The organism is Microcystis sp. M015S2, assembly GCF_020245945.1.
Classification (GTDB): domain Bacteria; phylum Cyanobacteriota; class Cyanobacteriia; order Cyanobacteriales; family Microcystaceae; genus Microcystis.
Genome location: NZ_JADBTX010000076.1, coordinates 1 through 9631, shown reverse-complemented (window position 1 = coordinate 9631; position 9631 = coordinate 1). Strand labels below are relative to the sequence as shown.

At 46.6% G+C, this 9631-nt stretch carries 16 protein-coding genes and 2 pseudogenes; 12 read left to right on the top strand and 6 right to left on the bottom strand.

Going from position 1 to position 9631, the window contains the following annotated elements; translation table 11 throughout:
* Window positions 1-250, bottom strand: a pseudogene (locus IM473_RS14345) (DUF3479 domain-containing protein); the annotation flags it as partial.
* Between the two features lie 879 nt (window positions 251-1129).
* On the opposite strand from IM473_RS14345, the gene IM473_RS14340 reads away from it, so the two are divergent.
* From IM473_RS14340 to IM473_RS14330, 3 genes are all read left to right on the top strand, one after another.
* Window positions 1130-1498, top strand: a complete 369-nt coding sequence (locus IM473_RS14340) for a hypothetical protein (protein WP_287659298.1) — start codon at window positions 1130-1132, stop codon at window positions 1496-1498.
* A gap of 340 nt (window positions 1499-1838) precedes the next feature.
* Window positions 1839-2054 (top strand): hypothetical protein, encoded by a 216-nt coding sequence (locus IM473_RS14335; protein WP_287659297.1) that lies wholly within the window; start codon window positions 1839-1841, stop codon window positions 2052-2054.
* Window positions 2055-2110: 56 nt separating this feature from the next.
* The gene (locus IM473_RS14330) at window positions 2111-2992 is read left to right on the top strand and encodes an ArdC family protein (RefSeq protein WP_287659296.1); all 882 of its coding nucleotides are present in this window, start codon (window positions 2111-2113) and stop codon (window positions 2990-2992) included.
* A 30-nt stretch (window positions 2993-3022) separates the two neighbouring features.
* Here the strand turns inward: IM473_RS14330 and IM473_RS14325 are convergent, their stop codons facing one another.
* Both IM473_RS14325 and IM473_RS14320 read right to left on the bottom strand, forming a co-directional pair.
* Window positions 3023-3358, bottom strand: a complete 336-nt coding sequence (locus IM473_RS14325) for a hypothetical protein (protein ID WP_287659295.1) — start codon at window positions 3356-3358, stop codon at window positions 3023-3025.
* 193 nt (window positions 3359-3551) lie between these two features.
* Entirely contained in the window at window positions 3552-3761 is a 210-nt protein-coding gene (locus tag IM473_RS14320; RefSeq protein WP_159294848.1) for a hypothetical protein, read from the bottom strand.
* 194 nt (window positions 3762-3955) lie between these two features.
* On the opposite strand from IM473_RS14320, the gene IM473_RS14315 reads away from it, so the two are divergent.
* The 9 genes from IM473_RS14315 to IM473_RS14275 all read left to right on the top strand — a co-directional run bounded on the left by IM473_RS14315 (window position 3956) and on the right by IM473_RS14275 (window position 8358).
* Window positions 3956-4375, top strand: coding sequence for a hypothetical protein (locus IM473_RS14315; protein ID WP_287659294.1), 420 nt, complete (start codon window positions 3956-3958; stop codon window positions 4373-4375).
* A gap of 70 nt (window positions 4376-4445) precedes the next feature.
* Complete coding sequence (locus IM473_RS14310; RefSeq protein ID WP_287659293.1) at window positions 4446-5105, top strand: hypothetical protein; 660 nt, start codon at window positions 4446-4448, stop codon at window positions 5103-5105.
* Between the two features lie 50 nt (window positions 5106-5155).
* On the top strand, window positions 5156-5701 hold the full coding sequence (locus IM473_RS14305) for a siphovirus Gp157 family protein (protein WP_287659292.1): 546 nt from the start codon (window positions 5156-5158) through the stop codon (window positions 5699-5701).
* Window positions 5702-5711: 10 nt separating this feature from the next.
* On the top strand, window positions 5712-5909 hold the full coding sequence (locus IM473_RS14300; RefSeq protein WP_159294844.1) for a hypothetical protein: 198 nt from the start codon (window positions 5712-5714) through the stop codon (window positions 5907-5909).
* A gap of 160 nt (window positions 5910-6069) precedes the next feature.
* Entirely contained in the window at window positions 6070-6396 is a 327-nt protein-coding gene (locus IM473_RS14295; RefSeq protein ID WP_287659291.1) for a hypothetical protein, read from the top strand.
* Window positions 6397-6546: 150 nt separating this feature from the next.
* Window positions 6547-6891 carry a hypothetical protein gene (locus tag IM473_RS14290; RefSeq protein ID WP_287659290.1) on the top strand — a complete coding sequence of 115 codons (345 nt, stop codon included), beginning with the start codon at window positions 6547-6549 and terminating at the stop codon, window positions 6889-6891.
* Window positions 6881-7471 carry a prepilin-type N-terminal cleavage/methylation domain-containing protein gene (locus IM473_RS14285; protein WP_287659289.1) on the top strand — a complete coding sequence of 197 codons (591 nt, stop codon included), beginning with the start codon at window positions 6881-6883 and terminating at the stop codon, window positions 7469-7471. The genes IM473_RS14290 and IM473_RS14285 overlap by 11 nt, the downstream gene beginning before the upstream one ends.
* 62 nt (window positions 7472-7533) lie before the next feature.
* Window positions 7534-7764 carry a hypothetical protein gene (locus IM473_RS14280; RefSeq protein WP_287659288.1) on the top strand — a complete coding sequence of 77 codons (231 nt, stop codon included), beginning with the start codon at window positions 7534-7536 and terminating at the stop codon, window positions 7762-7764.
* Between the two features lie 120 nt (window positions 7765-7884).
* Entirely contained in the window at window positions 7885-8358 is a 474-nt protein-coding gene (locus tag IM473_RS14275; protein ID WP_287659287.1) for a DUF29 domain-containing protein, read from the top strand.
* A 2-nt stretch (window positions 8359-8360) separates the two neighbouring features.
* On the opposite strand, the gene IM473_RS14270 is transcribed toward IM473_RS14275, so the two are convergent.
* The 3 genes and pseudogenes from IM473_RS14270 to IM473_RS14260 all read right to left on the bottom strand — a co-directional run.
* On the bottom strand, window positions 8361-8963 hold the full coding sequence (locus tag IM473_RS14270) for a heme-binding protein (RefSeq protein WP_287659286.1): 603 nt from the start codon (window positions 8961-8963) through the stop codon (window positions 8361-8363).
* Window positions 8964-9098: 135 nt separating this feature from the next.
* Complete coding sequence (locus IM473_RS14265) at window positions 9099-9302, bottom strand: HepT-like ribonuclease domain-containing protein (protein WP_287659285.1); 204 nt, start codon at window positions 9300-9302, stop codon at window positions 9099-9101.
* Window positions 9289-9477: pseudogene (locus IM473_RS14260) on the bottom strand (nucleotidyltransferase family protein); the annotation flags it as partial. The pseudogene IM473_RS14260 and the gene IM473_RS14265, both read right to left, overlap by 14 nt.
* Window positions 9478-9631 lie beyond the last annotated feature (154 nt).

Sequence of the window (9631 nt, the reverse complement as noted above, 5' to 3'; positions counted from 1 at the left end):
TTTCTGCGGAACCTCCCAGCCAATACTGGAAACTTAACATAAAGTTGCGTGCGTCCTGAGCTTTTTCCATAGGGAGATATTTCAGGACTTGCGGTAAAGTTCGCAATAACTTTAACATCGCATCTTGGAAACCAGCGCCAGGGCTTTCCCTGCGCTTTTTCATGAAGTTAGCGATGACACTCTTAGACTGTCCCAATTGAGCCATCGAAAAGCTGCCTAACTTATTTAAGCGCATTACCTGGGGCATAGTCAGTTACCAGTTATCAGTTACCAGTTATCAGTTTTAAGCTTTAAATGATATTATTCACCGATCAATCTTCACTGATTTATGACGAATTGGGGCGAGCAAGCCGCAATCTTCCCGCCAGTATCCCGCCAATAGTCGGAACTGCTACTCTCTATTTATCAGTTTTTGAGTTTTAATGATATTTTATCGAAAAAGAGTGATAAAATAGAAAGGTAGAGTTATTTTTCTGCCTGTGATTCCTGATGCCGTCGTTTCTCTTGTTGCCACCGCGCCCTGCGTTGGCTTCTCTGGTTCGCGTTCCCCTTCCACCGCCTCTCTTGCGGCCGTTTCTGCTGTTGCCGCAGAGGTTCCCGCCTCCTGCCTGATCTCGGTGGGGTGTGCCGAGGGTGTCGATCGCCTTGTCCGTTCTCTTTTTGCGTGCGCCCGCGTTTTCTCGGCCTCCTCGTTCGGGGTTGGGCGTGGCTCCTTTGCGGCCCGCTCGGTGGCCTGCGTTCGCTCCGTTTCCCCGGACGGCGTTTGGCTCTCCTTCCCCGCGTCTCCCTGTCCCCCCGGTCTGCTGCCGTCTAGGTCTTCTTCCCGTTGTTTCGGCGGGTTTGGTGCTGGTTCTTGGTCTTCTCTAGCCTTAGCGGTCGGTTCCGACTTGCGGTGCGCGGTTTTCCTTCCCCCCGATATCCCCTCGCCGGGATGGGGGCTGGTGTCGGTGGGCGGCGGCTGGTGGCTGTGGTCGCCGGTTGCCTCTCAGCTATTGCTTTTCTAGTGCTTTTCTAGCGGGGAAGTCCCCGCTTTTTTATCCCATTTTATCTAAAAAAATTTTCTATTTAATGATAATTTATCGCTATTTTATGATACAATAAAATCATAGAAGTTTTTGGAGAGAACCTTATGTACCAGTTGAACCTCTGCGATCGAGTAACGATCTTTCTTTCTGATAACGGCGAACAGCGCTGGCCTATCAACCCGAGGGATCGGGTACGCCGGCGATTCCTTACCTACATAGCGGGAAATAATAAAGCCGAGCTTAAAAAAGCTTGCCAGTATCTGGATATTCAAAGCTTTGAAATTCGACTCGCCAAAAGATTGAAAGCCTATAAATGGGAATGTAAAATCGAGGGGATGGCCTGGAATGATGCCCTCGAATTAGCAGTAAATTTAGGTGCAGATTTAAGTCAGTGCGTCCCGATCGATCTGAAAAATTCAAGATACAGAAATTACTCGATCGAAGCACTAGAATCCGAAAAAGTTCCCTATTAAAAAATCTTATCTTCCCCGCAAAAATGCGGGGATTTTTTTATCTATTTATTGATATTTTATCAAAAATTTATGATAAAATAAAAGTATAAACCAAAGAAAAAAGGATAAAGCGATGACTTTATTTCCAGATAACTGGATCGAAATAGTCGGAACGACAGTAGAAAAGGACAACCTCATATTAATTTGGCGGAATAGTGATCGAACAAAAGTAGGGACGATGACCGTAACCAAATTATTAGAAATTGTCCCAGTTGCTAACCATTTATAGGTTCCATATCAACCTAGATAACTGCAATTAGCTAGGCTGACCAACACATTAAATCACCATCTGGAGAATATCATGAAACCCCATCTAGAAAACGCTCTTGACCATTTACTGCTCGCAAAACAAGAGAGCCAAGATAGTTCCTTCGAGCGCTCCCAAATGCTCAATAAAGCGATCGAGAACATTTCCCAACTGCTGACCGAACTCGAAGAAGAAGGGCAATGGACACCGCCCACCCCCTACGACTTCTCGATCGCTGACCTGCTGATCGAGGCCTGCCAAAACCCCTAGCAAAATACCGGGGCGCTTGCCGCCCCCCAGAAACCGAGATAAAGGACATCTAAACAATGGCTAAATCAAACTATACACCCTCGGACAAATTCCAAATCGTCAGCGATCGCTTAATGCAATTATTAGAAAATGGCGTTAAGCCTTGGGTAAAACCTTGGAAAGCGGTCGGCTATCAGAATTTGATCACGGGTCACGAATACACGGGCATTAACCCGCTACTCTGTGCGATCGATTGCATGGCTCAAAACTATGAACAGCCCTACTTTCTGACTTTTAATCAAGCAAAAGAAAACGGCTGGACGATTAAAAAAGGCTCCGAATCCACTTGGATTCGTTGGGGTGGTTCCTACGCGGTAGAAATAGAGAATGATCAAGGTGAAACCGTCAGGGAATTTCGGAATTCTGCCAAATGGTTTAACGTTTTTAACGTGGCCTGTGTCGAGGATAAAAACGCCGATATCAAGATCGCTCACTTCTCAAAACCCGAACCGATCGGACGAGAACACACCACCGATCCGATCATGCAGAAATTCCTTAACAGCCAAGAGGCGACGATCTCCCACGGTGGCGATCGAGCTTTCTACAGTCCAGAACGAGACGAGATCCGCCTCCCAGAATTATCCAGCTTCCAGAGTCTGGCGGGATACTACGGAACGGCGATCCACGAACTCGCCCACTGGACGGGACATAAAACACGACTAAATCGAGACCTATCGGGTGATTTCGGCTCTCAATCCTACGCTTTCGAGGAACTGATCGCCGAAATTGCCGCCGCATTCGTTCTCAACGAATTTAACTACACGGGAGAACTGGAACACCACGCCAACTATCTAGGCAGCTGGTTAAAAGCGCTGAAAAACGATAATAAATATTTCTTCAAGGCCGCCGGTATGGCCACGAAAGCCTCCCTATTTTTGCTGGAAAATTGGCAATCATAACACCTGTAACTAAGACAACTTTTCCCCCGACTACATCGGGGCTTTTTTTCGCAACCATTCGACGATGATATCCGATAGAAAATCACTCTGATTCTGTCCAGAAGCCTCGATCAGCAAATCCAATTCTCGATCGAAATCCGCCGGTAAACGTAGGGAACGTCCCCGCCCCAAAAGCTTATCCCCCGGTACAAATTCCCCCACCTCATCTCGCGGACGCTCAACCGCCACGGGTCGGGCCGGCTTAGAAATTGCCTCCTCTACCGACCAACCCCGATCAATGCGCTTATAGACCGTGGCCAGGGGAATACCATTAGCGATCGCTGTCTCTTTGTCGGCGGCATTGAGAATTTTTCCTACTTTCCCCATCTCTTTATTATTTAATCTCTAGTCTGTCCTAACAGATAAAAATTTTTTATCTTCAATGATTGATATTTTATCATTAATCGGAGAAAGACCAGATCGAGGGAATTAGTTCGCGAGAGAAGATCACAGAAAGAGAAGCGTCCAAAGAAAAAAAGCTAAAGCCCCCCGCGTAGCCTCCATGATTCGGATAAGACTTTTATTTTTCGCAGTTGTCGGGATGCTCTAACTCTTGCAAAAAAGAGGTGATCACCTCTCTAACTTTTTCCTGCCAGTTATCGATCTTTTTCAGCTTGGCATATTGAGAGGGCGGCAGCCTTAACGTTAACTTGGCCGTGCAAGGCTCGTCCCTATCGGTAGAGAACCTATGTTCTACTAAATCGGGGTTGCCCCCTGGTCTTCCTCTCATTTTCTTTTTTACTATTCTCGGCCTTAGTCTAACATGACGACACGCTATAAAGTTTTGTAAACTTTAGGCAAAAGTCTTGCTTATAGCATGACGACACGCTATAATAAAATCATCGAGTTAAGAAACTCGAATCAAACGGGGGAGGACAACGGCGAAATTGCATCCCCCGACGCTCACCAAAATGAGGTAATGACATGATAGCAGAAGAGATCAAGAGTTCACCCAATGGTAATTTCAAACTTTACCAACTTTGCAAAAATGTGGTGATCTGCCAGACCGCCACAGACCCGCACGGTTGGGGCAATGCCACGGAGGACGAGCCGGCCTTTATGGTCTATCTAGGTTGCAAAAAAGAGGAAGTCGAGGGTTACACCCGAACTTTCAATACTTTTTATCGCTGCTACTGGTGCGAAGTCCGCAAACCGAAATATCTAAAAGACTTTGAAGCCGAGATCAAGATTCGGGGAATGCAGCGCTATATCGATTCCCACGCTTTCGGACTCGATTACTTAGTCGAATCTCAAGCTGGCAAGCACGGCCAGATCATCCATTTCGATGAAATAGATTTCGATGAGTACAACTACCGCACGACGGGTTATATGCCCAAGTGGTAAAACTTATTCCCCCACCTTTGGGGGATTCTCAAATAATTTTAGTTCAAAGAAATGCAAGGAGAAAATCATCATGGCTACTAAAAAATCGAATCTATTTTCTGTCTTCGGCACGCGAACCGATAATGCTATTTGTTTACCCGATATCCCCTACTCGGTAAGAATCAACTGTAAAGATGGCGGGCTTTTTATCGGTGGCTCGGAAGCGCAACACCGCAAAACGAACCCCGACCAAAAGATAGATATCGGCATCATCAAAGTTTCCAAATTCTTCGGCAGTTTGGGCAAAACCGAAAATGTACCCTGGATTCAATTATTCTACATCCCCGGACCGAACGTTTCCGCCGAAATTCTGCCTAAAAATACGGTCTGTGTTTCCTACATTAAAAAGCAGTCGATTTCCAACCTTTTTAACAAGGTGCAGGAAGCGATGAACTACGGCGAACCCGGTATGGGCCTCTTTACAATTGGCTTCAATCGGGAAGTAGGAGAAAAAGGAACCTACTACAGCGTTAGTTTCGACTGGCGCGAACGGCAATCAGAAGAAGAAAAACAGCAACTGGGACTTATTAGCGACTTCGTGATCGCTTACGGCGATCAGCTTGTTGATTTAGAAGCAACCCGCGATTTCATCTGTGTGGATGGCTGGACGGCACAACAATTACAGGCACTCACCGCCCAACGCCAAGAACTAGAAGGAACCCGAAATCAGCGCACCCTACCCGCAGCTTAATCGATAAAAACGACGGGAGAGGGCAACCTCTCCCCCATTCAGGAGAAACCATGACCCAAACTAACCCCCGACTCTGGCAACTTGCGGAAATCATCGGCGAACTGGAAACGGTGATCACCGATATCTGCGAAGACGAAACCCTAACCGACGAAGAGCGAGAAGCCAAGCTAGAAAAGGCCTTTACTCGATGGTTGGAGGCCGGCGACTCTTTTAAGCACAAAGCCGAACGGGTAGCAGCCTACATCCACCATCAAGAGACATTGGCCGAAACAAGGAAAGCCGAAGCCAAAAGAATCCGCACCCTAGCGGAACAGACGGAAAATCAGGTTAACCGATTGAGACGCTACCTAACGAACGAGATGCTGCGAACCGGACAGACCCGTATCGACGGCGTAACCGTTAAGGTCGGTTTGCGTCGAAAGCCGACGCGAGTGATGCTCAACGTTCCCCCAGAAGAACTACCCCCCGAATATGTGCTGGTGGAATACACACCCAAACTAACAAAAATTAAAGAACTGCTCAAATCAGACAATCAAAAGGCAATTGATTGGGCTTTTCTCTCCGAATCTCACGAATACTCGCTAATAATTCGCTAAACAAACAACAATGAAAGAATACACGGGAATAACGACGGTAGAAATCGAGGTGACGATAATGGCTAAAAATAAAACCCACGCCGAACAGCTATTCGAGGAAATATTTCCCATTGTCTCGATCGAAAATGAAAGCCAAGCGAACCTAATCGATGAACGGACAAGCCTCGACAATAACTGCGAGTGGCAAGTAACCGCACGAGATAATTAAATTTACTCATTCGCCGGTCGGTGGGGTTGCATCTAGGTTCTTTGCTTCGCTGCCGTAAGGAAGCGATCAAATATTTCGAGAGAGCAAACACCCCTGGCCATCACTAGCTAATTTTTAATTTACCAGTTATCAGTAAATCAAAAAAATTAGGAGTGGAGAAATGTACATAAATTTAACTACTGACGAAGCGGTAAGATTGCTCAAAAAAGATGATAATGCGATTTGGTCTTGGGACGGAGCCTTGGCGCTAGTTCAATATTTAGAAGACTTAGAAGACAGTACAAACACAAAAATAGAATTGGATCGAATTCTATTTCGGTGTGAATACTCAGAGTATTCTAGCGTATTGAAAGCGGGTGAGAATTATTCATTTATTCCCCCAGAAGATAGCGATCAAGAAGAAATAGAAGCGGCAGCACTTGAATATTTACAAAACAAAACTACCGTTATTCAATTTGAAGGAGGTATAATTATTCAGCAGTTTTAAGCTACCAATTATCAGTAGATCAAATCGGCTTGATAGACTTAATATTATTAATACTATTAAAAGCCGATCTAGAACTGGTTCTAGCGATCCACATCCCCCCCTTTTTCCGCTCAAGAATCCCAATCTTAACCCCTAACAAATTAAAAAACCATGAAATGCCCCCAATGCGAATCATCGGAAACTTATAGAAAGAGCCTAGAAAGCCTAACTATTTACTGCGATCACTGCGGCCACCAATGGCAAGCAGAACAGGTAAAAAAACCTCTCGCAACGGCACAGAAGCGGAAAAAAAAATATCCCCGCCATCTACTAAATATCGGTGTCTATATATGCCCAAGCAACCCAAGTAAATATTCTTTTGCCCTATCAAGAGGCAGCGGAATTGCAGCTTTTTATGAGTTTGAATCAGACCCATATTTGAGCGGATGTTATGACTCGATCGAAGAAGCATTAGAGGCAGGAATAAATTGGGTAAATGGGAAAGATGAAATATAAATCGAATCAAGACGAGCGCCCTGTAAAAAAGATAGGGCGCAGGCAAACGGGAGTTAAAACTGGTCAATCCGGCTACAGCTTTATCGAACTGCTCGTTACCTTAACCCTGATCACTATCCTGCTGCTGATCGGTTTTTCTATACTTTCGAGATTAATAGCGGAACTACGCCTAGATATGGCCACCTTTGAACTTTCCCAACATTGGAAGTTTACCCGCTTCGATGCAACAGGAAGTGGAACCACCCCCACCACCCTCTGCATGAAAGACGACAGACGGATCGAGGTGGCCAAGATAGCCAGCGACGATTGCGAGACGGTCAGCGAATGGCAGTCTCTGACGGACGGGGTGGACATCGACACTGCTAATTCGACCCTGAGAAGAGTTAGCGGTGTCGGGGGAAACGACGGCACGATCTACCGGGTTAGTTGGGCGGACACGAGGGGCGGTCTGGGCGGTTCTTGGGGACAGTTAGGGCGACTGACACTGACCGCCCAGGGAACGACCGCCAAACGCTGTTTATTTTTATTCCGTGTCGATGGTTCATGGGATATCCGCGAAGACAACCGATGCCAGAGATGAAAAAGAAAAAAAAGGAGAAAAGGCTAACGCCATCGGGTGCAAATCATTCGAGAAACAAAACGATGACAGAACAAACTTTATTGAACTACCTCTCCCGACAATTCTCCCAGCTTCCCACCCTCGACCTCACCCTGCTAACACGAACCCTCTTTCCTCTATCCCTGGTCGAACTCTACACCCTCAGACTCGCTCACGGCGATAACGCTATCATGAAGGCCGCCATTGATAGCACCATTCGGCAACGGCAAGAAGAGAAGGAAATCGCCGCCCTCGAACGACAACACGAAATATGACAAGTATCTGCGGCGGTTGGTAAACTTTATTCGGTGGGGACATTCCCCGCCGGATAGCCATTTTGTCATAATCAAAATGTTAATCCTCCTATTCTAGTTCCAGTACAAATATGGTCAGATATGAGTTCCAATAGGTCAGATCGAGCGAATGCCCTGTATGAATCCGACTTCTACGGCTGGACAGAGCTACAAGCGAAAGCTCTGGCCAACCGACAGGTAGAAGCACTGGACTGGCAAAACTTGCGGGAGGAAGTAATTTCCTTGGGTAAACAAGAATATCGAGAACTGGTGAGCCGTCTAACCGTTTTGGTAGGACATCTTCTCAAATGGGAATATCAGCCAGATAAACGTTCTCGTAGTTGGTTTTTGACGATTAGAGAACAGAGACGAGCGATCAGACGGCATCTACAGGACAATCCTAGTTTAAAATCCCGGATACCGACGGCTTTATCCGACGCTTTCGAGGCCGGAGTCGATTTGGCTTTGCGGGACACGGATTTACCGATACGGACTTTTCCCTCTCACTGTCTTTTCACCTTCGAGGACATCATGGCCGACCATTTCCTCTGCGATACCAGTCAGGATTGGCCATGAGTTCAATGATTCGACGATATCGCCTCGACGGGTATCTGTATCTCGCTCCGTTTCAGGGGATCGGGAACGTAGGGACCGTCATAGAAAAAGCGACGGGGGGAACTGATCGCCCGGTAGCTCGGATGTTCGGCCAGCCATTCGTTCAGTCGGGTCAATCCCTGTTGGTAACTGTCAAAATCGTAACCTCCCTGTAATCCCAAGCTCACCACCGTCATGGGTGGTACATCCTCAATCCGAATATTATCGGCCACCTCTTTCGGGTAAGTGTCGGTGTCGCGGTAGAGAAAGGAAACTTCGGCCTCTCCCGATGTCGCTCCCGTGTCTGCGGGGTAACGGGTTTCAACGGGTGCGGTCATCGAGATCTCGTTGGAACTGATGTGTTGGTACAGGGGATAAAACGACCGGTTCGCCGCCTCGGAAAGTTGACCCCGATAGCGGTAAGTAGCGGCGCGATAGGCGGGATAGTTCTTCACCTCGATCCGTCCGTTCGGGGTCGGGGTCGGAAATCCTGCGGGTATGGGAGCGCTAGAGGCTTGATAGACCCCGATCACTAGAGCGGTTAGGGCGATGAAGCCGAGCGGTATCAATAGGTAAGGTAGTTTCATGGGGAATCGGGCGCGATGACCTCTCTATTGTGGGACGAGTTGACTTCCGTTGACCGCTCAACTGATTTCTAAGCGCGAGTAGAGAGACTTTGAAGGCGATGTTTATAGCGGTGTGCAGTCGTATGAGGTACAGTATCACGAGCTATAAACCATGCTAGGCAAAGCTTGGTCTGTATTATTAGCAGCTTCGCCCATTATTTCAATTAATCTTACGAGAGCTAAAGATAACATCCTATCGTCATCTAAATCTTGTCTGGTGCGATTATTTACAAAAGATAATGCCTCTTTTGCTGAATCTCTGATGTGTTTTAGCCGAGTTAAATTATCAATTTTGCTCATAAATAACTATAGCTTCTGCCAAGACTTGCTCACGAAAATAACGGCTTAAATCTGCCGATGTTCTTAAATCTATCTGGCGATTTATTATATTTGATAACTCATCTTCCATCGTAATAATAGCTAAACCAGGAGTCTTCCCTTGTTCAAATTCTACTAAAACATCAACATCACTTTCTCTTGTAAAATCACTGACAGGGGGACAAGCTGGCTGAACTCCTTACAGCATAAGCTTTTTGGGGTGTTCGAGCGAAAAAGTTCGATGCAGATCACTCCCCATTGTTGATAAAGATTTCTAATAAGCTCGCCCAAATCCCTGATTCTCTCGTTAG

Excerpts from the sequence above, each read along its gene's own strand:
- IM473_RS14340 (WP_287659298.1), top strand. The coding sequence starts at position 1,130 with ATGTACCAGTTGAACCTCTGCGATCGAGTAACGATCTTTCTTTCTGAT.
- IM473_RS14335 (WP_287659297.1), top strand. The coding sequence starts at position 1,839 with ATGAAACCCCATCTAGAAAACGCTCTTGACCATTTACTGCTCGCAAAA.
- IM473_RS14330 (WP_287659296.1), top strand. The coding sequence starts at position 2,111 with ATGGCTAAATCAAACTATACACCCTCGGACAAATTCCAAATCGTCAGC.
- IM473_RS14325 (WP_287659295.1), bottom strand. The coding sequence starts at position 3,358 with ATGGGGAAAGTAGGAAAAATTCTCAATGCCGCCGACAAAGAGACAGCG.
- IM473_RS14320 (WP_159294848.1), bottom strand. The coding sequence starts at position 3,761 with ATGAGAGGAAGACCAGGGGGCAACCCCGATTTAGTAGAACATAGGTTC.
- IM473_RS14315 (WP_287659294.1), top strand. The coding sequence starts at position 3,956 with ATGATAGCAGAAGAGATCAAGAGTTCACCCAATGGTAATTTCAAACTT.
- IM473_RS14310 (WP_287659293.1), top strand. The coding sequence starts at position 4,446 with ATGGCTACTAAAAAATCGAATCTATTTTCTGTCTTCGGCACGCGAACC.
- IM473_RS14305 (WP_287659292.1), top strand. The coding sequence starts at position 5,156 with ATGACCCAAACTAACCCCCGACTCTGGCAACTTGCGGAAATCATCGGC.
- IM473_RS14300 (WP_159294844.1), top strand. The coding sequence starts at position 5,712 with ATGAAAGAATACACGGGAATAACGACGGTAGAAATCGAGGTGACGATA.
- IM473_RS14295 (WP_287659291.1), top strand. The coding sequence starts at position 6,070 with ATGTACATAAATTTAACTACTGACGAAGCGGTAAGATTGCTCAAAAAA.
- IM473_RS14290 (WP_287659290.1), top strand. The coding sequence starts at position 6,547 with ATGAAATGCCCCCAATGCGAATCATCGGAAACTTATAGAAAGAGCCTA.
- IM473_RS14285 (WP_287659289.1), top strand. The coding sequence starts at position 6,881 with ATGAAATATAAATCGAATCAAGACGAGCGCCCTGTAAAAAAGATAGGG.
- IM473_RS14280 (WP_287659288.1), top strand. The coding sequence starts at position 7,534 with ATGACAGAACAAACTTTATTGAACTACCTCTCCCGACAATTCTCCCAG.
- IM473_RS14275 (WP_287659287.1), top strand. The coding sequence starts at position 7,885 with ATGAGTTCCAATAGGTCAGATCGAGCGAATGCCCTGTATGAATCCGAC.
- IM473_RS14270 (WP_287659286.1), bottom strand. The coding sequence starts at position 8,963 with ATGAAACTACCTTACCTATTGATACCGCTCGGCTTCATCGCCCTAACC.
- IM473_RS14265 (WP_287659285.1), bottom strand. The coding sequence starts at position 9,302 with ATGAGCAAAATTGATAATTTAACTCGGCTAAAACACATCAGAGATTCA.